The organism is Microbispora hainanensis (assembly GCF_036186745.1).
Lineage (GTDB): Bacteria > Actinomycetota > Actinomycetes > Streptosporangiales > Streptosporangiaceae > Microbispora.
This window is the reverse complement of sequence record NZ_CP108086.1, coordinates 4,860,107-4,879,366: the sequence shown is the minus strand read 5'-3', so window position 1 is coordinate 4,879,366 and position 19,260 is coordinate 4,860,107. Positions and strand designations below refer to the sequence as shown.

General features: G+C 69.3%; 15 protein-coding genes, 2 pseudogenes and 1 other annotated feature. Of the genes and pseudogenes, 7 read left to right on the top strand and 10 right to left on the bottom strand.

Features of this window, described 5'->3' with window-relative positions:
• Positions 1 to 109: 109 nt before the first annotated feature.
• The 4 genes from pta to OHB01_RS22795 form a co-directional block, all read right to left on the bottom strand.
• Positions 110 to 2,167 (bottom strand): phosphate acetyltransferase, encoded by a 2,058-nt coding sequence (gene pta, locus OHB01_RS22810; RefSeq protein ID WP_328709591.1) that lies wholly within the window; start codon positions 2,165 to 2,167, stop codon positions 110 to 112.
• Between the two features lie 115 nt (positions 2,168 to 2,282).
• Positions 2,283 to 3,080, bottom strand: a complete 798-nt coding sequence (locus tag OHB01_RS22805) for a phosphotransferase (RefSeq protein ID WP_328853955.1) — start codon at positions 3,078 to 3,080, stop codon at positions 2,283 to 2,285.
• 97 nt (positions 3,081 to 3,177) lie between these two features.
• Positions 3,178 to 3,792, bottom strand: coding sequence for a hypothetical protein (locus OHB01_RS22800; protein ID WP_142644796.1), 615 nt, complete (start codon positions 3,790 to 3,792; stop codon positions 3,178 to 3,180).
• A gap of 355 nt (positions 3,793 to 4,147) precedes the next feature.
• Positions 4,148 to 6,904, bottom strand: coding sequence for a cellulose binding domain-containing protein (locus tag OHB01_RS22795; protein ID WP_328853954.1), 2,757 nt, complete (start codon positions 6,902 to 6,904; stop codon positions 4,148 to 4,150).
• A 203-nt stretch (positions 6,905 to 7,107) separates the two neighbouring features.
• Here OHB01_RS22795 and OHB01_RS22790 point away from each other — a divergent pair, with 203 nt between their 5' ends.
• Complete coding sequence (locus OHB01_RS22790) at positions 7,108 to 7,932, top strand: patatin-like phospholipase family protein (RefSeq protein WP_142644794.1); 825 nt, start codon at positions 7,108 to 7,110, stop codon at positions 7,930 to 7,932.
• A gap of 225 nt (positions 7,933 to 8,157) precedes the next feature.
• Here the strand turns inward: OHB01_RS22790 and OHB01_RS22785 are convergent, their stop codons facing one another.
• Positions 8,158 to 8,355, bottom strand: coding sequence for a DUF2795 domain-containing protein (locus OHB01_RS22785; protein ID WP_142644793.1), 198 nt, complete (start codon positions 8,353 to 8,355; stop codon positions 8,158 to 8,160).
• Positions 8,356 to 8,519: 164 nt separating this feature from the next.
• Here OHB01_RS22785 and OHB01_RS22780 point away from each other — a divergent pair, with 164 nt between their 5' ends.
• A complete protein-coding gene (locus OHB01_RS22780) occupies positions 8,520 to 9,812 on the top strand; it encodes a sodium:solute symporter family protein (RefSeq protein WP_328853953.1) in 1,293 nt (430 codons plus the stop codon).
• 383 nt (positions 9,813 to 10,195) lie between these two features.
• On the opposite strand, the gene OHB01_RS22775 is transcribed toward OHB01_RS22780, so the two are convergent.
• Together OHB01_RS22775 and OHB01_RS22770 are read right to left on the bottom strand one after the other, a co-directional pair.
• Complete coding sequence (locus OHB01_RS22775; protein ID WP_328853952.1) at positions 10,196 to 10,399, bottom strand: hypothetical protein; 204 nt, start codon at positions 10,397 to 10,399, stop codon at positions 10,196 to 10,198.
• Positions 10,400 to 10,645: 246 nt separating this feature from the next.
• Positions 10,646 to 11,865 (bottom strand): IS3 family transposase gene (locus OHB01_RS22770; RefSeq protein ID WP_328853951.1). Its coding sequence is split into 2 segments (ribosomal slippage): positions 10,646 to 11,586 and positions 11,586 to 11,865, totalling 1,221 coding nucleotides; the frame shifts between segments, so codons are not numbered across the junction.
• Positions 11,474 to 11,587 (bottom strand) — a sequence feature (AL1L pseudoknot). (Overlaps the previous gene by 114 nt.)
• A 146-nt stretch (positions 11,866 to 12,011) precedes the next feature.
• Here OHB01_RS22770 and OHB01_RS22765 point away from each other — a divergent pair.
• The 3 genes and pseudogenes from OHB01_RS22765 to OHB01_RS22755 all read left to right on the top strand — a co-directional run.
• A pseudogene (locus OHB01_RS22765) lies at positions 12,012 to 12,836 on the top strand (IS256 family transposase); the annotation flags it as partial.
• 49 nt (positions 12,837 to 12,885) lie between these two features.
• Positions 12,886 to 14,991, top strand: coding sequence for an ISAzo13 family transposase (locus tag OHB01_RS22760; RefSeq protein WP_142625397.1), 2,106 nt, complete (start codon positions 12,886 to 12,888; stop codon positions 14,989 to 14,991).
• 13 nt (positions 14,992 to 15,004) lie between these two features.
• Positions 15,005 to 15,478: pseudogene (locus OHB01_RS22755) on the top strand (transposase); the annotation flags it as partial.
• 31 nt (positions 15,479 to 15,509) lie between these two features.
• Here the strand turns inward: OHB01_RS22755 and OHB01_RS22750 are convergent.
• Both OHB01_RS22750 and OHB01_RS22745 read right to left on the bottom strand, forming a co-directional pair.
• The gene (locus OHB01_RS22750; RefSeq protein WP_328853950.1) at positions 15,510 to 15,785 is read right to left on the bottom strand and encodes a recombinase family protein; all 276 of its coding nucleotides are present in this window, start codon (positions 15,783 to 15,785) and stop codon (positions 15,510 to 15,512) included.
• A gap of 63 nt (positions 15,786 to 15,848) precedes the next feature.
• Positions 15,849 to 17,114, bottom strand: coding sequence for an IS256 family transposase (locus OHB01_RS22745; RefSeq protein ID WP_405396679.1), 1,266 nt, complete (start codon positions 17,112 to 17,114; stop codon positions 15,849 to 15,851).
• Between the two features lie 210 nt (positions 17,115 to 17,324).
• Between OHB01_RS22745 and OHB01_RS22740 the strand changes: the two genes are divergently transcribed.
• Positions 17,325 to 17,786, top strand: a complete 462-nt coding sequence (locus OHB01_RS22740; RefSeq protein WP_328853949.1) for a hypothetical protein — start codon at positions 17,325 to 17,327, stop codon at positions 17,784 to 17,786.
• A gap of 9 nt (positions 17,787 to 17,795) precedes the next feature.
• A complete protein-coding gene (locus tag OHB01_RS22735; RefSeq protein WP_142644792.1) occupies positions 17,796 to 18,068 on the top strand; it encodes a hypothetical protein in 273 nt (90 codons plus the stop codon).
• A gap of 43 nt (positions 18,069 to 18,111) precedes the next feature.
• On the opposite strand, the gene OHB01_RS22730 is transcribed toward OHB01_RS22735, so the two are convergent.
• Positions 18,112 to 19,128, bottom strand: a complete 1,017-nt coding sequence (locus tag OHB01_RS22730; RefSeq protein ID WP_328709584.1) for a substrate-binding domain-containing protein — start codon at positions 19,126 to 19,128, stop codon at positions 18,112 to 18,114.
• Between the last annotated feature and the right edge of the window lie 132 nt (positions 19,129 to 19,260).

The following is a 19,260-nucleotide window of genomic DNA, read 5'->3' as shown; positions in this document are numbered from 1 at the left end:
CTCCTCCCGCGCCTGCGCGCTCACCCTGCACCTTCTCCGCGCCTGCGCGCTCACCCTGCACCTTCTCCGCGCCCGCGCGCTCATTGCTCTTCCCGTCGCGCGTGGGCGCTCATTGTGTCTCCCCGTACGCCTGCGCCTGGATGGCCGTGATCGCGACGGTGTTGACGATGTCGCCCACGGTCGCGCCGCGGGACAGGTCGTTGACCGGCTTGCGCAGGCCCTGCAGGACCGGCCCGATCGCGACCGCCCCGGCGCTGCGCTGCACGGCCTTGTAGAGGTTGTTGCCCGTGTTGAGGTCGGGCACCACGAACACCGTCGCCCGCCCGGCCACCGCGCTGCCGGGCATCTTGGTCCGCGCCACGCTCGGCTCGGCCGCGGCGTCGTACTGGATCGGACCCTCGACGGGCAGGTCCGGCCGCAGCGCGCGCACCCGCGCGGTGGCCTCGCGCACCTTGTCCACCTCGGGCCCCGCGCCGGACTCGCCGGTCGAGTACGACAGCATGGCCACGCGCGGCTCGACCCCGAACCTCGCGGCCGTGGCGGCCGACGAGATCGCGATGTCGGCGAGCTGGGCGGCCGTGGGATCGGGCACCACGGCGCAGTCGCCGTACACGAGAACGCGGTCGGCCAGGCACATGAAGAACACGCTGGACACGACGCCGACGCCCGGCGAGGTCTTGATGATCTCGAACGACGGCCTGATCGTGTGGGCGGTGGTGTGGGCGGCGCCCGAGACCATGCCGTCGGCCAGCCCGAGGTGGACCATCATCGTGCCGAAGTAGGAGACGTCGGTGACGATGTCGCGGGCCTGCCCGACGGTCACGCCCTTGTGCGCGCGCAGCCGGGCGTACTCCTCGGCGAACAGCTCGCGCAGCTCGGGGTCGAACGGGCTGACCACGCGGGCGCCGTCGACGGCCAGGCCCATCGTGGCCGCCGCCAGCCGGATCTCGCGCTCGTCGCCCAGCAGGGTCAGCTCGGCGACCCCCCGGCGCAGCAGGCTGTCGGCGGCGCGCAGGATCCGCGGCTCGGTGCCCTCCGGCAGCACGATGTGCCTGCGGTCGGCGCGGGCGCGGTCCAGCAGGTCGTACTCGAACATGAGCGGGGTGATCGCGGCGGCCTTGGTGACCTGCAGGCTGCGCAGCAGCGCCGCGCCGTCGACGTGCTCGGCGAAGACCCCGAGCGCGGTGTCGATCTTGCCCTTGGCGTCCGGGCTGAACCGGCCCTCGGCCTTCGACAGCTTGGTCGCGGTCTCGAACGTGCCGCCGCCGGTCGTGATGATCGGCAGCCGGATGTCCATGCCCTTCAGGAGGCGGACGACGGCGTCCGGCAGCTCCAGCCCGCCGTTGAGGATGATCGCCGACAGGGCGGGGAACGTGGGGGCCTTGTGCGCCGCCAGCAGCCCCGGCACCAGCGCGGCGGCGCGGTCGGCGGGGACGACGACCGCCAGGCCCTCGGTGAGGCGCTCCAGGATGTTCGGCAGCGACATCGCGCCGATCATCAGCCCGCCCGTCTCCCGGCCGAGCTGGTCGGCGTCGCCCATGAACAGCTCGCCGTCGCAGGCGGCCATCAGGTCGCTGACCGTCGGCGCGGACAGCCGCCGCACCTCCGGCAGGACGTACGCGGGGACGCGGGCGGCCACCTCGTCCACCAGGCCGGGGGCGACCCGCGTGACGACCGTGGCCAGCTCGGTGGCGTGCCGCTCGGCCAGCTCCTTGCGCGACATCTCGACCGCCGCGGCGATCTCGTCGGGGGTGCGGTCGAGCCCGGTGACCACGTTCATCACCGGCGTGCCGAGGTTGGCGGCGAGCTCGGCGTTGAACACGAACTCGGTGGGCGCGCCCACGTCGGTGTAGTCGGTGCCGATCACCACGACCGCGTCGCACCGCCCGGCGAGCGCCCGATAACGGGCCAGGATCTCCCCCGCCGCGCGCTCCTCGTCGGCGTGCACCTCCTCGTAGGTGACGCCGGTGCACATGGCGTACGGCAGGCCGATCCCGAAGCGGCTGCGCGCGGTGTTGACCAGGCTGTCCTCGCGGCCCGACCGGACGACCGGCCGGAACACGCCGACAGTGCCCACCTGGCGGGTCAGTAGTTCGATCATGCCGAGGGCGATCGTGCCCTTGTTGCTCCTCGCGTCGCCGGCCGCGACGTAAACCCCGATCGCCATTCGCGCAGTCACCCCTGTCCAGGCGCGGCCCGACGGCCCGCCCTGGAAAGGCTATGCGACGGGCCCCACGGACATACCAGTCGAAGGTCACATCCATAGGGCCTTTTCCCACCCGTCACGCGGTCTCACAGGCTCGACGGGGAAGGCGGGCGAGGACGCCCCCGAGCCCGCTGCGCACCGTGTCCGGGTCACCGGTGTCGAGGCCGTACGTGACCTCGTGCCACGGGCCGAGCCGATGCCACAGCAGTGCCCGTTCGACGAGATCCGGCGCGGCGCCGTACTCCGCCGCGACGGCCCGGGCGAACAGCGGCGGGGCGCCGTGGAGCGCCCACGCCAGGTCGAGCGCCGGATCGCCGACGTGCGCGTCGCCGAAGTCGATGACGCCGCTCACCACGCCGTTCCGCGCCAGCACATGCTCGGGCCCCAGGTCCCCGTGGACCAGGGCATCGGCAGGCGACGCGGCCACGGCATCCGGCAAGGCCCAGGCGGCCCCTCTCCGGTCGTCCGGCAGGAGCGGCATCACGCGGATGCCGAAGTCTTCCAGCGTCGCCGCCCGATCCCGCAGCGCTTCCCGTGCCGACGGCGCGCCACGCCGTACGGCCTGCGCCGGGCCGGTCGCGTGCAGAGCCCGCAGGAACGCGCCCAGCGTCCGTCCGCCCGCGGCGTCGAAGGCCGCGAGCGGCTCACCGGCGACCATCTCGTGCCGTACGACCAACGGCTCCTGTCGAAGCACGTGAGGGATCGGGACGGGCAACGGCAGCCGTTGTGCGAGCCACGGCATCAGGCGGGTCTCCATGAGCAGCCGCGCGGCGACCTCCGGCCGCCTGGGACGGCGCTCCACCCACCGCCCATCGACCGACCGCGCCTGACTGTCCCAGCCCGTCCCGCCCCACTCCTCCGACAGTCCCGTCACCACTCCACTAGATCACCTTCACGTCGCCCCAGCCCAGCCCTTTTCCGCCCCGACCCCGGCTTCGGGGGATGAGCGGTCATGCCGCGCTCAGCTCGTCTCACGCGAGCCGGTCGAGCTCGTCCGCTCGCCGGAGGTCCTTGGGGCGGCCCAGGGCCCGCCGCATCCGGATGAGGTCTTCCCGGGACACGTAGTGAACCTCCAGGCCGCCCGGGCCGTACGCGGTGACCGCCCTGCCGAGGATCTCCCGGACATTCAGGTCGCCCCAGGGGAGGTCGGGAGTGCAGCAGTCGCCGCTCGCTCCGGGCGCGGTGAACTGCACCTTGGGGCGGAGCAGAGCCTCCGGACGAGTCGCCAAGGGGACGCCCGTTTCGTCGGTGAGCCGGGCGTCGAGGGAGATGAAGGCGGCCGCCAGGGCCGGGGCGTGGACCGGCTCGCCGTCCCAGAGGAGGTCCAGATCGCCGGTCAGCTCGGCGGACCCGTGCATGATGCCGGCGACCTGCCCGATCACCACGGCTCGGACGTCGTGGCGATGCAGGGCTTCGAGCAGGGGAAACGGATCGAATCCGAGGGCGCCGTCCGTGCCGATCGTGCCGACGTCGTCGTCGGCGTTCTCGTGGCCCAGGCCGGTGCTCACCCGCTTGAGGGCGAGTTCACGCGTGCGCCGGGCGGCGGCGCGCAGTCGTTCCAGTGGTTCGCCGATCATCCCGTTCATGCAACACCCGGCCGCGCCCAGGGCGCACGCCAATTTTCTCTGAGCACAATCGGTCGCCCGCATCAGGCTATATGAACGTCACTCACAGTGACATATGGAGCGGTCTTCCCAGGTATGCTTCCAGACGCCGCCCCCTGCGAGGGGGAGAGGAAGTGAGCCCGGGCTTACCGCCGGAATTGACGGGAACCCGGGCTTCGCGTTGTCCGGGTCATTCCCGGTCATGCGCTCGCCCTGCAGCAGGCTCCACGAGTAGTCGTCCCCCGCCTCTGTTCTTGCGAGGACGGGACGAGGCACTGAGGGACCGTACGGATGCGCTGGTGAGGGGGCGCACCCGTACGGCCGTTGGGGTGCTACCTCACGAGGCGGTGCAGGTCACGGGCGACGGGACGGCGTTGGTGCCGTTCCAGCTCGCCTGGAACCCGAACGTGGTGGACGCCCCGACGCCGACCGAGCCGTTGTAGCTCACGTTGGTGACGGTGACGTTCGCCCCGGACTGGCTGACCGTGCCGTTCCAGAGCTGGCTGATCGTCTGGCCGTTCGCGAAGGCCCACTTGACGCTCCAGCCGCTGATCGAGGAGCCGCCGGTGTTGGTCACCGTGACCTCGCCCTGGAAGCCGCCCGGCCACTGGTTGACCACCGTGTACGTCGCCGAGCACGCCTTGCCGCCCGACGGGCTCGCCGAAGGCGACGGGCTCGGGGACGGGCTGCGCGACGGCGACGCAGAGGGGCTCGGCGAGGGCGAGGGCGACGGCGACGTGGACGGAGAGGCCGACGGGCTCGGGGACGGCGACCTCGTCGGAGACGCGGACGGCGACGGCGACGGTGATGGGGTGGAGCCGCCGGTGCGGTCGCCGTAGATGATGCCCCGGCCGTTCGTGCCGAGATAGACCCGGCCGTAGATCCGCGGGTCGCCGGTCAGGGCCTCGCCCATGTTGCCGTACTGGTGCTGGTCGTCGTTGATGCGCACCCAGCTCGCGCCGGTGTCGTCGGACCGGAACAGGCCCTGCACGCCGTCCACGGTGCCGGCGAGGTAGAGCGCCTGGTAGCTCTTGCCGGGCGCCGCCTTGCCGAAGCCGATGTTGATCGAGCTGCTGACGTTGGACAGCTTGGTGAACGAGGCGCCCGAGTCGGTGGAGTGCCACAGGCCGCCCTCGCCGGCGAGCCAGATGTCGCCCTCCTTGCCGGGCAGCGCCTTGAAGTGCACGCCGGTGGTGGGCAGCCCGCTCGCCGCGGTGGCGCTGAAGCTCGCGCCGCCGTTGGTGCTCACGTAGAACCTGCCGTTCGAGAAGGCGTAGAACTTCTGCGCGTTCACGCGGTCGGACTCGACGATCGCGCCTGCCGGGACGCCGCTGGAGGCGGTCCAGCTGTTGCCGAAGCCGACGGAGTAGACGACCTGGATGCCGGGGTCGCCGGGGGCCCAGACGAAGCGGCTGCCGTCGGCCGCCGCCGCGACCGTGCCGCCGTTGTTGATCCCGCCCGGCTCGGTGCCCTGGAACCAGTTGGCCCCGCCGTCGGTGGAGAACGCCACGTGGCTGTCGTTCGGGCGGTCGGAGTCGGTGAAGTTGCCGGCCCGCACCATCACGCTCGGGTTGGTCTCGGCGTAGTCGAGCGAGGTGCCGGAGGTGAAGACGGGCTGGGTGAACATCGAGGACGGCACGGCGTCGAGGTTGGTGTGCCGGAAGCCGCCGAGGTCGCCGAGCGCGCTGATCAGCGGGGCGCCGCTCGGCGGGCTGATCAGGTCGAGCACGGCGGTCTCCTCCAGGCCCTTCACCATCGGCTTGATGGTGAACTGGCCGCCCGAGTCCCACTTGGTGAGGTCGGTGGTGCCGTAGATCGTCGCGCCGGTGCCGTACATCATCCGGTCGGAGTCGAACGGGTCGATCTCCACCGACTCGTTCATCCAGCCGAGCTTGGGCGTGACCTCGGGCGGCTGGGGGTTCGTGCCGAAGGTCAGCCACGGAGCGGCGGAGATGTCCATCTTGTAGCGGAAGCTGCGGTTCGGGTAGGAGGTCCAGTCCCAGATGCGGGTCCAGTTCGCGCCGCTGTCGGTGCTCCTGAAGAAGATCGCGTCGGGCCACCAGGAGACCTGGGTGGCGACCATGATCGTGCCGGGGTGCTGGCGGTCGATGGTCAGGCCGCTGTAGCCGAAGTAGTCGTCGCCGCTGCTCGACGGGATCGGGCTGATCTGGGTCCAGGTGCCGGTGGCGGTGGCGTAGCGCCACACGTCGCCCTTGGCGCCGTCGTACGGGCCGCCGGTGTCGCTGGTGGCGATGTAGAGGTAGCCGTTGGTCGTGTCGAGCACGCCCTTGTGGGCGATGTAGCCGGTGGGCTGGCCGGCGACCCGCTCCCACGAGGTGCCGCCGTTGGTGGTGCGGTAGACGGTGTTGCTCTTGTCGGCCACGCCCACGTAGATCGTCTGGGTGGCGTTGCCCGACGTGCCGGTCCGCTTGTCGAAGGTCACCCAGACGACGCCCTGGTTGTCGCCGTTGTAGGCGTCACCGGGGCTGGCGACGTAGTTGCCGACGTTGGGGAAGTTCGTCACCTTCGACCAGGTGGCGCCGGAGTCGGTGCTCCGCCACAGGCCGTTGCCGCTGGGCGCGCCGAAGTAGAGGATGCTGTTCTTGTTCGGGTCCACCGCGAGGCGCTCGCCCATGCCACGGCCGGGCATGTTGCCGCCCAGCTTGAACGGCAGCGGGCTCACCTGCCAGGTGTCGCCCTTGTTCGACGAGCGCAGGATCGCGCCGTTGTTGGGGTCCCAGCTGTTGGTGTACATGCCGACGGCGGCGTACACCTTGTTGGCGTCCACCGGGTCGGGGGCGATGCTTACGACGCCGTTGTAGCCCCAGTTGGACCAGCCGACCCAGTCGAGCAGCGGCGTCCACGTCTGGGAGGACTGGTTCCAGCGGTACGCGCCGCCGATGTCGGTGCGGGCGTAGATGAGGTCCTTCTGGGCCTGGCTGAACACGATGCCGGGGACGAAGCCTCCACCGGCGATCTGCACGTTCTTGAACGTGTACGGGTCGGCGGCCACGGCCGACACGGGGCTCATTCTGATCACGGCCGTGACCAGGGCCACGGCGGCGACCACGAGCATGGATGCGAATCTTCGCATGGACGGTTTTCCCTCCGAGCACGGACAACCGGCCATGCACGATCAGGTGGGGACCCTGACCGTCCTTCTCCCACGTGCATGGAAATCTGAAGGGAAGAGTCACATACCAGCGGAAGCGCCGTCAATAGTTTGGCGTCCAGACTAATTGGAACCGGTTTCACCACGGGCTCGGGCACACGCATTCGTGGAACATAATTCCGGTTATGACTACTGCTCTCGTGCTCGGCGGCGGAGGAGTCGCCGGCATCGCCTGGGAAGCGGGGATCGTCACCGGCCTGCGCCGTCTCGGCGTGGACCTGGGGACGGCGGACCGGATCATCGGCACCTCGGCAGGCTCCGTCGTCGGCACGCTCGTGGCCACCGGCGCCGACCTGGAGGAGGCGATCGCCCACCAGGTCGAGGTGGACACCGGCCCGCCCCCGGCCGCCGACCTGGACGAGGTCATGCAGGCGTTCGCCGTGCTGTTCGACCCGGACATCGACCGGCGGGAGGCCCGCCGCAGGGTCGGCCAGATGGCCCTGGCGGCCAGGGTCGACCACTACGCCGACCGGCTCGCGGCGGTCGGCGAACGGCTGCCGGTGAAGGAGTGGCCCGAGCGCGAGCTGCTGATCACCAGCGTGGACGCGGCCACCGGCGAGTTCGTCGTGTGGGACCGGTCCTCCGGCGCGCCGCTGGTGCTGGCCGTCGCGTCGAGCTGCGCCGTGCCGATGGTCTTCCCGCCCGTGGAGATCAACGGCCGCAGGTACGTGGACGGCGGCGTCCGCTCCACGACCAACGCCGACCTCGCGGCGGGCGCACGCACCCTCGTGGTGCTCGAACCGCTCGGCAACCTGACCCCCAGGGCCGTCCTCGAAGCCGAGATGGCGAAGGCCGGGGCGTCCGCGTCGTACGTCGTCCACCCCGACGCGGCCTCCACTGCGGTGTTCGGCGAGAACGTCCTCGACCCGGCTCTGTGGGGACCTGCCTTCGCGGCGGGGCTCGACCAGGCCGCCGCCCTCGCCGAGCCGATCGCCGCCGTCTGGTCCTGACCCCCGGCCTGCCCGCCGTACCCGCCAGAAACGCGGGAAACGGCACGCGGCGTCACGCGGGCGGCGGGCATGCTGCGTCACACACACGGGCGGCCGGCGCGGGATCGTTCCCGCGCCGGCCGCCCGATGCCGGGACCGGTTGCTCACCAGACTTCTTCTCGACGGGCCTGTGTTCTCACCGAGCCGGTGTTCTCAGCGGGCCTGTGTTCTCAGCGGGCCCCTTCGTCACCGGGCGTCGGTGACCGCCTTGCTGACCGCGTTGGGGCCGTCGTACTGCCGGTCCGGGATGCGCTCCAGCGCGTTGATGACGGTGTCGTCCGCGCCCTGGTCCCGGGCCGTACGGATCAGGTCCGACTTCGCGGCCGGATAGTCGACGCCCTTCAGGTGTTTCTGCAGCTGGATCGGGTTCGGTGCGTCGGCCATGACGTGCCCCCTTCGTCGGTGTTGTCCTGTTCTCCCTCGCTTACCCGGCTGCTCCCCCGTCACTCGGGACACCGCCGCACGGCCTTGCAGCGCCTTCACCTGCGGTGTCGTCACGATTGGATATACCGCGTGAAACGGCACGACCTTCGGGTAGCCGCCGTCGCGTGCCTGATGCCCAATTGCTGGCCGCACAGGATCTGCGGCTCGACGTCAACGTCCTGGACTACGTGATCCTCGCCCTGTACTTCGTCGTGGTGCTGGGAATCGGCTTCGCCGCCAAACGGGCCGTACGGACGAGTCTGGACTTCTTCCTCTCGGGCCGCGCACTCCCCGCCTGGATCACCGGCCTGGCCTTCATGTCCGCCAACCTCGGCGCCACCGAGGTGCTCGGCATGGCGGCGAACGGCGCGCAGTACGGCGCGATGACGCTGCACTACTACTGGATCGGCGCGGTCCCCGCCATGGTGTTCCTCGGCGTCGTGATGATGCCGTTCTACTACCGGTCGAAGGTGCACAGCGTCCCGGAGTTCATGCGCCGCCGCTTCAACGGCGCGACCCAGTTGCTCAACGCCGGGACCTTCGCCGTCGCGCAGATCCTCATCGCCGGGATCAACCTGTACGCGCTGGCGCTCATCATGGACGCCCTGCTCGGCTGGCCGCTGTGGCTGTCCATCATCGTGTCGGCCGCGATCGTGCTGGCGTACATCACGCTCGGCGGCCTGTCCTCGGCGATCTACAACGAGGTCATGCAGTTCTTCGTGATCGTCGCCGGGCTCGTGCCGGTGGTGGTCATCGGCCTGACCCGGGTCGGCGGCTTCTCCGGCCTCGGCGAGAAGGTCAGGCAGAGCGTGCTCGGCGAGGGCGGGCTGCACACCTGGGCGCACACCGCCGGCACAGACAATCCGCTCAACGCCAACTGGATCGGCGTGGTCTTCGGCCTCGGGTTCGTGCTGTCCTTCGGCTACTGGACCACCAACTTCGCCGAGGTGCAGCGCGCGCTGTCGGCCCGCAACACCAACGCCGCCCGGTTGACCCCGATCGTCGCGGCCTACCCGAAGCTCGTGATCCCGATCGTCACCGTGATCCCCGGTCTCATCGCGGTCGTGCTGTTCGGCGACCTCGGCAAGGACGGCGGGCCGACGTACAACGAGGCGATCCCGCTGCTCATGAACGAGTTCCTGCCCAACGGCGTGCTCGGTGTCGCGGTGACCGGCCTGCTCGCGTCGTTCATGGCCGGGATGGCCGCCAACATCAGCGGCTTCAACACGGTCTTCACCCAGGACATCTGGAAGGCGCACGTCAACGGCGACCACCCCGACGAGTGGTACGTGCGGCTCGGCCGGATCGCCACCGTGGTCGGCGTCCTCGCCGGAATCGGCACGGCGTTCATCGCCGCCGGGTTCGGCAACATCATGAATTATCTCCAGAACATGCAATCACGCAACTCTTTCGCGTGACATCGCTCAAGAGCGTCAAGACGCAGCACCGGCAGCCACGAACGGGCATCTAGCAGGGCAATCACCCGGCGAGGCACACCGACAGGGACGCCGGGCATCTGATCGTCCAGTCCGCCAAGAGCCGATTCGGCGAGAATCCTCACTACAGGGTCAAGGGGCTCGCTTCGCTCGCCCGCCGCCCGCCCACTCCGGGCGGCCAGCGGGCCGGGCATGCGGCCTGGGGGGCCGGTCCCGGCCCGCGCCGCCCCGCGGGCAGCGGCCCACGAACCGCCAAACCCCCGATGCCGAGCGTTCCAAGCAGGGGGCCGATGTTCCTACGTACATGTGCCACCAGGGAATGCGAACAGGGAGCCTCATCAAGGAGGCTCCCTGTTCCATTTCTCCTAACGACGCTCAGTCTTCTCTAGAGCCGCATTGACAACCCTCGCAGCAGGAGGGTCGATGAAGAAGCGACCGCTTTCATGAGCTGAGATCAGCGGGACGAAGCCGAACGCCTCGGCGAAACTGTTGATGCGATTCACCGCACTCTGAACTTCGTCTGTCGGAGCATCCAGAGTTGATGCAAGTTCGACGGCTTCAATAGCCACTGATGGAGTTTGACTGAGCGCTGCCAACACCTTTCGAGGAAGAGGACCGAGAGGCTTTACGAGAAGAGTTGCCTCCACTCGAACCTCGTCAGTGTCCTCCCATCGCCGGGTAGGATTGGACGCCGGATTTGGATCAACATTCGTCCCAGGCATCGTCGATGAAACTTCCGCTCGGTGCGTACTGTGCAGAGACATACACGGCCGGACTCTCGGTGCTGAACCGCGCCGAGTTTCGTGGAGGCCGGGTTAGCTGGCTGGGGTGAGGATAGCCGGGGCGGTTTGGGTTCGGTAGTGGGTCTCGAATTCGGCTGGTGGAAGGTCGTTGCAGGCGCTGTGGAGGCGCCGGTTGTTGTACCAGTCGACCCATTCCATGGTGGCGATCTCGACGTCGTCCAGGCCGTTCCACGGGCCGCGCCGGTGGATCAGCTCGGTCTTGTACAGCCCGATGGTGCTTTCGGCCAAGGCGTTGTCATAGCTGTCCCCTCGAGATCCGACCGAGCAGACCGCCCCGGCACCCGACAGGCGCTCGGTGTAGCGAATCGACAGATACTGGCAGCCGCGGTCGGAGTGGTGCACCAGGCCCTCCAGCCGCCGTCCGTCTCCGCGACGCCAGATGGCCATCTCCAGCGCGTCCAGCGCCAGGTCGGTGCGCAGATGATCGGCCAGACGCCACCCGACGATCATCCGCGAGAACGCGTCGATCACCAGCGCCGCGTACACGAACCCCGACGCGGTGGGGATGTAGGTCAGGTCGGCGACCCACAACCGGTTGGGGGAGGGGGCGGTGAAGTCGCGTTTGACCAGGTCGGCGGGCCGGTCAATGAGAGCATCGGGGATCGTGGTCGGTCGCTTGTGGTCCCCGCGAACCGCCCCGGCCAGCCCCAGGCGCTTCATCAGCCGGGCCACGGTACAGCGGGCCACGCGGGTGCCGCGCCGGTTGAGCTCCTTCCACATCTTGCGCACGCCATACACCTCGAAGTTCTCGTTCCACACCGTGGTGATCTCGGCCATGAGCTGGGCGTCCCGCACCTGCCGGGCTGAGGGCGGACGGGACTTGGCCGCGTAGTACGTCGACGTCGCCACCTGCAACACCTGGCAGATCGGCTCGACGCCGAAAGCGCCGCGGTGAGCGTCGATGAAGGCGACTACCTGGGCGGCCGGGGGTCGAGTTCGGCCGCGAAAAAAGCGGCCGCGGCCTTGAGGATCTCGTTGGCGCGGCGCAGCTCGCGCACCTCGCGCTCCAACTCGGCGATCCGCTGGGCGTCGGTGGTCGAGGTGCCCGGCCGCTGCCCCTCGTCGATCTCGGCCTGGCGCACCCACCCGCGCAGCGCCTCGCGGTGAACGCCGAGCTGGTCGGCCACCCGGGCGATCGCGCCGGGGGCGCCGCCGGTCTGCCGGCGGACCTCAAAGACCATGCGGACCGCGCGCTCGCGAAGCTCTTGGGGGTATTTCCTCGGGGCTGGCATCGTGACGTGATTCTCCCTTCCGCCAGCAGATGATGCTGGCTTCAGGGCCTCCACGAAAGTCGGAGTGGTTCAGGGTGTACCTTCCCGATGATCATGTAGGTCTCATGCATGACCGACGCGCCAACGTCGGTCGGGAAGGCACACCCGTGCTCACCGTAGTCCCTGACCCCGCTGACGGCGACCGCCGTACCGCAGACGCCCCGGTCTCCTCCTCCCTGATCGACGAGATCGTCCGGGAAGGCGCCCGCAGGATGCTCGCCGAAGCGCTCAAAGCCGAAGTCGACGCCTATATCGCCCAGTTCTCCGATCAGCGTGACGACGATGGGCGCCGTCTGGTCGTGCGTAACGGCTACCACGCCCCGCGCGAGGTGCTCACCGCGGCCGGCGCCATCGAGGTCCGCGCGCCGCGCGTCAACGACAAGCGCGTCGATAAGGTCACCGGCGAGCGCAAACGCTTCTCCTCGGCGATCCTGCCGCCCTGGGCGCGCAAGACACCGAAGATCACCGAAGTGCTGCCCTTGCTCTACCTGCACGGCCTGTCCTCCGGTGACTTCGTCCCAGCGCTGGGGCAGTTCCTCGGCTCGGCGGCCGGCCTGTCGGCGCCGGTCATCACGAAGCTGACCGAGCAGTGGAAGGCCGAGCAGCGCGCCTTCGCCGACCGTGACCTGTCGGGCGTGGACTACGTCTACCTGTGGGCCGACGGGGTGCACGTCAACGTCCGCCTGGAGGAGCACCGTTTGTGCCTGCTGGTGATGATCGGCGTGCGCGCCGACGGCCGTAAGGAGCTCATCGCGCTGTCCGACGGCTACCGCGAGTCGACCGAGTCGTGGGCCGACCTGCTGCGCGATTGCAAACGGCGGGGGATGCGCGCGCCGGTGCTGGCCGTCGGGGACGGCGCACTGGGGTTCTGGGCCGCCCTCGGTGAGGTGTTCCCGCAGGCCAGGGCTCAAAGGTGCTGGTTTCACAGAAGCCGTCAAGAAATAAGGCGTTGCTTCGTGATCTTCGGCTCGTTGAGATGGTATGGCGATCTCCAGCGAGGTCCGCGGCCAACTCGCGCGGAAATTCGAGGCATTACGCCCGCATCTGAACGAACGACAGCATCGGCTGGTGCTGGCGACCGAGGCGCGGCTGCTGGGACACGGTGGGGTGCGGGCTGTCGCTCAGGCCGCTGGGGTCAGCGAGACGACCGTCCGTAACGGCATCTTCGAGCTGGAAGAAGGCCGGAAGCCGCTTCCGGCAGGTCGTGTCCGACGATCCGGGGGTGGTCGCAAGCGTGTTGAAGACGACGATCCGGCCGTCCTGACGGCGCTGCTGGGGCTGGTGGAGCCGGATGAGCGCGGCGACCCGCAGTCCCCGCTGCGGTGGACGACCAAGTCGCTACGCCACCTGGCCGCCGAGCTGACCCGGCAAGGACACGGTGTATCGGCGCCCACGGTAGGACGATTGCTGAAGACGGCCGGGTTCAGCCTGCAAGCCAACGTCAAGACCCTCGAAGGCGCCCAGCACCCCGACCGTGACGCCCAGTTCCGCTATATCAACGAGCAGGTCAAAGCCCATCAGGCTGACGGCGAGCCGGTGATCAGCGTGGACACCAAGAAGCGGGAACAGCTGGGCCGGCTCCCGATGACCGGACGCGAGTGGCGCCCCAGGGGCGAGCCGATCGAGGTCGAAGACCACCACTTCTTCTTCTCCGGTCCGGACGTCGAGCAGGCGATCCCGTACGGGATCTACGACATCACGGCCAACACCGGCTGGGTGAACGTCGGTGTCGACCATGACACCTCGGTGTTCGCGGTGGAGTCCATCCGCCGCTGGTGGAAAGCGCGCGGCCGCCACGACTACCCGTCCGCCTCACGGCTACTGATCACTGCGGACGCGGGCGGCTCCAACGGTTACCGTTATCGGGTCTGGAAGAGCGAACTGGCCGCGTTGGCCGCCGAGACCGGGCTGGTGATCACGGTCTGTCACTTCCCGCCCGGCACCTCCAAATGGAACAAGATCGAGCACCGGCTGTTCTCCCACATCACCCTCAACTGGCGCGGCAGGCCCCTGACCAGTCATGACGTAGTGGTCAACACCATCGCTTCCACCCAGACCAGTACCGGACTGCGGGTGGAGGCGGTTTTGGACACCGGCGACTACCCGACCGGTGTCGCGATCAGCAAGGAGCGCTTCGCCGCCCTGCCCCTGGAACGACACGCCACCCACGGCACCTGGAACTACACCCTGCGCCCAGTAATGGCCGACGACCCGGCCACGTCCCAGCCGGTGAGCGAGGGCGACGGACCCGCGCAGCGGCGCCAGGCCATGCTGCTGCGTCTGGCCGATCCGCGGCTGACCGGCATGAGCACCCCTCAACTACGCCAGCTGGCCACCGCGCTCGCGCCTGCACAGGCCGCCCGCACCCAGGAACGGCACAGCCGGCAACGCGGCGGCCGAGCTCGGCGCGCCACCGGCAACCTCCGCGCCAAGCCCTTGTTCGACGCCGCCGCCCGCCTCCTGCTCACGCTCCTCTACCAGCGGCAGGTCTGTTCCATGAAGGTCCTGGCCGACCTTCTGGAGGTCACCGACGTCTGCATCGCCGACCTGGTGAAGGAGACCCGCAGAGTCTTGGAAGACCACGGCCACCACGCCGGAGCCGCTCAGGTCCGCTTCGCCAAACCCGCCGCTCTCCTCGGCTTCTTGGACACCGGCCAGCGCCCCGCACGAGCCGTGATCATCGATCAACTATCCCATCCGGTTCTGACCGGGATCAGCCGCGACGAACTCCGTCTCCTCATCCAGCGCCTCGCCGCAGCACAGGTCGCTCAAGGCGAGCGCCTCGGCTACCAGCGGCGGGGCGGGCACCGCCAGCCCGGGACCCGATCCGGCGTCTTCCCCCAGAAGATCAGCAACAGCGAACGGGTCGTGCTCACGATTCTCTACCAGCGGAAACTCTGCACGATGGATGTCCTGGCCGACGTTCTAGGCGATGTCAGCAGATCGTCCATCGGCAACGTCATCCGCGAAACCCGTCCCCTGCTCCAGCAAGCAGGCCACATTCCCCCCGACGCGCCAATCCGATACCGCACTGCAGCAAATCTGCTCGCCGCAGTGCCAAACGACCGCGACACACCGACAAGTTGATCTTTTACGGCTTCACAAAATCGCCAACGTGCTGGGAGCCATGCCGAAGTCCGCACAGAGCGGCGCGAAGAAGGCGTTGGCGGAGATCTGGAACGCCGAGGACAAAGACCACGCCCTGGCGGCGGTGAAGGCGTTCCAGGCCGCTTACGGGGCCAAGTACGGCAAGGCCGTGGCCAAGGTCGTCGACGACGTGGACGAGTTGCTAGCGTTCTACGACTTCCCAGCCGAGCATTGGGTGCATCTGCGCACGACCAACCCCATCGAGTCGACGTTCGCCACCGTGCGGCACCGCACCAAGGTCACCAAAGGCCCCGGTTCACGGGCGGCCGGGCTGGCCATGGCGTTCAAGCTGATCGAGTCGGCCCAGGCCCGCTGGCGCGCGGTCAACGCCCCCCACCTCGTCGCCCTGGTCCGCGCCGGGGCCACCTTCGTCAACGGCAAGCTCGTCGAACGCCCCGACGATCAGCCCTCACCAGCAGCTGCTTAGGAACTCGTGATCCACAGGTCTTGACGATTGCTCACAGGCCCATGCTCTCGACGTCTTCGCTGTACAGGTTCTTGGTCTGCTTGGCGTCGGCGAACACGAACCCGTCGTTGTAGGTGAACGCCTCTACGAAGCGCTCGTAGTCGCCAGGGCGACGGGTCAGGCGGTCATCGGCCACGACCACCACCCCGCGAACCGACGTGCCGTCATCGAGCTTGCCCGCGCGGAGCGCCTTCAACATGGCCTCGAAATCGTCACGCACGACATCGGCTTTGGCAGCAGACTTGTCGTTGTCCGTGAACTCGTGCACGACGGTCCAGCCCCCCCGTGCCGGGCCTGTCCAGCGAACGGTGTAACTCGGCTTCGGTTTGTTCTAGCGGCGGGTTGCTGACAGTCGGCCTTCGAAGGTGATCTCGAAGGCGTTCAGGGCGGCCTTCCACCGGTTCATCCAGCGTTTGCGGCCCTTGCCCGTCGGGTCCAGGCTCATGATGGCCATGTAGACGCACTTGAGCGCGGCCTGCTCGTTGGGGAAGTGGCCGCGGGCCTTGACCGCCCGACGGATCCGGGCGTTGACCGACTCGATCGCGTTCGTCGAGCAGATCACCCGGCGGATCTCCACATCAAAGGACAGGAACGGCACGAACTCCGCCCAGGCGTCCTGCCACAACTTCACGATCGCCGGGTACTTGCCGCCCCAGACCTCGGCGAACTCGGCGAACCGCTCGAGCGCGGCGGCCTCGGTCGGGGCGGTGTAGACCGGCCGCAGCGCCTTGGCGATGGCGTCCCAGTGCTGGCGTGCGGCGTAGCGGAAGGAAGCGCGCAGCAGGTGCACCACGCAGGTCTGCACCACGGTCTGCGGCCAGACCTGCTCGATGGCCTGCGGCAGCCCTTTGAGGCCGTCGCAGACCATCATGAGCACATCGGCGACGCCCCGGTTCTTGATCTCGGTCAGCACGTGCAGCCAGAACTTGGCGCCCTCACCGCCGTCGCCGGCCCACAACCCGAGAATGTCGCGCTCACCGTCGGCGGTGACCGCCAACGCCACATAGATCGGCCGGTTGGCCACCTGCCCATCACGGATCTTGACGTGGATGGCGTCGATGAACACCACCGGGTAGACGGGATCCAGAGGGCGGTTCTGCCACTCGGCCATGCCCTCGATCACCGCGTCGGTGATCGTGGAGATGGTCTGCTTGGACACCTCCGCCCCGTAGACCTCGGCCAGGTGCGCCGAGATCTCCCCGGTGGTCAGGCCCTTGGCGGCCAGCGAGATGACCATCTCATCCACACCCGGCAGCCGCCGCTGCCGCTTGCGCACGATCTTCGGTTCGAAGCTGGCGTCCCGATCCCGAGGCACGTCGATCTCGACCGGCCCGACGTCGGTGATGACCGTCTTGGTCCGGGTGCCGTTACGGGAGTTGCCGCTGCCGCGACCGGCCGGATCATGCTTGTCGTAGCCGAGGTGGTCGGTCAGCTCGCCTTCCAGGGCCGACTCCAAAACCAGCTTGGTCAGCCGGCCCAGCAGCCCGTTCTCCCCGACCAGCTCCAGCCCCTCGGCGCGGGCCTGGCCGACCAGGCGGGCCACCAGCTCACGATCCGACGCCTCATGCTCTTTCCGCGCCACCGCGGTGTCCTCCAGGTCCAGCGCCTCAGACTGCTGGATCACCGTACTCGTCACAGGTGTCTCCTTGATCAGGAGTTACACCGTTGTTTGTACAGTCCCGCCGTGCCGGGCAGCCGTCTCCCGGTTGACCTTGTGCTGGTCCCGTACGCCGTGCTCGTCTCTCTTCGTGTCCGCCGAGATGCGCGCGTAGGACACGACGGGGATCGAGTCCGCGAGCCTGAGCATGTGATCTCCTGGGGGAAGGAAGAACGTCATCTAGGACTGTTCTACCTGCAGTCGCTGTTCTCGTTCTTCAACGCCCCGCTGTTCGCGACGTTCATCATCGGCCTGTTCTGGCGGCGGATGACCGCCTGGGCGGGCTTCTGGGGCCTGCTGAGCGGCACGGTCTGCGCCTTCGCCTCGTACATCCTCTACAAAGCGGGCGTGTTCGGCTTCGGCACCGAGCTGAACGCGAGCTTCTGGGGCGCCGGCATCGCCTTCGTGGTCGACGCGGTCGTCTCCGTCGTGGTCACGCTCGCCACCACCCCCAAGCCGGAGAGCGAGCTGCGCGGGCTCGTCTACGGCCTGAGCGACGCGTCCGTCTCGGACGACGCGCTGGCGGGAGACGCCGCCTGGTATCGCTCCCCCGTGATCCTCGGCGCCGGGGCGGTCGTCCTCGCCGCGGCGTTCTACCTGCCCTTCCTCTAGGAGGTTCGCATGGCCGCCCCGCAACGGCTCTTCGACATCCGCCGCGTGATCGGCGGTCTGTTCGTGGTCTACGGACTGATCCTCGCGGTCACCGGGCTGCTCGACAGCGCCCAGGAGATCCAGAAGGCGGAGGGCATCCGCATCAACCTGTGGACGGGCGTCGCGATGCTCGTCGTCGGCGGCGCGTTCCTGCTCTGGGAGCGCCTGCGCCCGTCCGACGGTCCCGCCTCCTCCGGCGCCCCGCCTCCTCCGGCGAAGAGGAGTAAGCCCGCACTCCCCTGACCGCGGCCGTACACCCCAGTGCGGCCGCGGCCCTGCCGTCGGATCAGTGCGATCGCGTGCCCTGCCCGGGAGCGGTCCCGGGGGCGGGAGCCCCACGGGCCGGGGCCTTCGTGACCACGGCCGGCGGAACCAGCACCGCCGGGATCGAGACCGTCGTCCCGTTGGCCACGACGGCCGTGCCGTACACGGTCCTGCCGCCCGCGACCTCGACCGCCAGCCTGGCGGCGGCCGCCGCCTCGGCCGCGACATCGGGACGGACCGTGGCGGTCTGCGTGCCGGCCCCCGCCCGCCCCGGTGCCGCGGGCCGCCCGCCGTGCCCGATCAGCGGCACCCCGGTCATCCCCGCCCGCGCCATCTCGGCCGCGACGGCCTCCGCCGCCGTGTCGCTCGCGCAGCACACGCCCGCCACCTTCGCGGCCCCGCCGAGCGCGGCGACGGCCGCCGCCACCTCGCGTGCGGCCTCGTCGGGCCGCGTCAGGTCCCGTTCCCAGCCGATCGTCACCCGGCCGTCCAGCACCGCGTGCATGGCCCGCTTCACCGTCACGGCGTACGGGTCCGTGGCCGGGCCGTTGAGGAGCACCACCGGCCCCGCGGTCTTCATGGCGCCGAGCAGGGCCAGCGCCTGCTCCCGCCCGACGCGGGCCGGATCGGTCGCCACGTAGGCGTCCACCGGCCCGTTCGCCAGCCGGTCGTACGCGACGACCTTCGCCCCGGACAGCTTGGCCCTGGCCACCCAGGGAGCGGCGGCCCCGGGGTCCACCGCGCCGAGGACCAGCACCCGCACGCCGTCGGCCAGCATCCGGCCGATCTGCCGCCCCTGCCTGGCCCAATCGCCCGCGGCGTTCGCGTACTGGACATGGCAGCGCGGGCACAGGGACGCCAGGGCCCGGGTGAACAGAGGCCGATCGGGTCCCTCGTCGGGGAGCAGCAGGCCGACGGTGAAGCCCTCCCGCACGTCGCCGACCGCTCCGAGTTCCCCTCCCGGCTGCCGCCCGCCCTGCCCGCAGGCCGGAAGGGACATCAGGAGAAGCACGCAGACGCCCGCCAGTCGTCTCCCCACGGGGCACCCCCGGATTCCGTTGCGGAGCCACGTTTCGCAGAGTCGTCTTGTGGAGCGATGTCGTCTCAACTGTCACATACCCTGACATAGGCCCCATGACTCCCGACAGGGTATCCACACCCCAGAACGGGC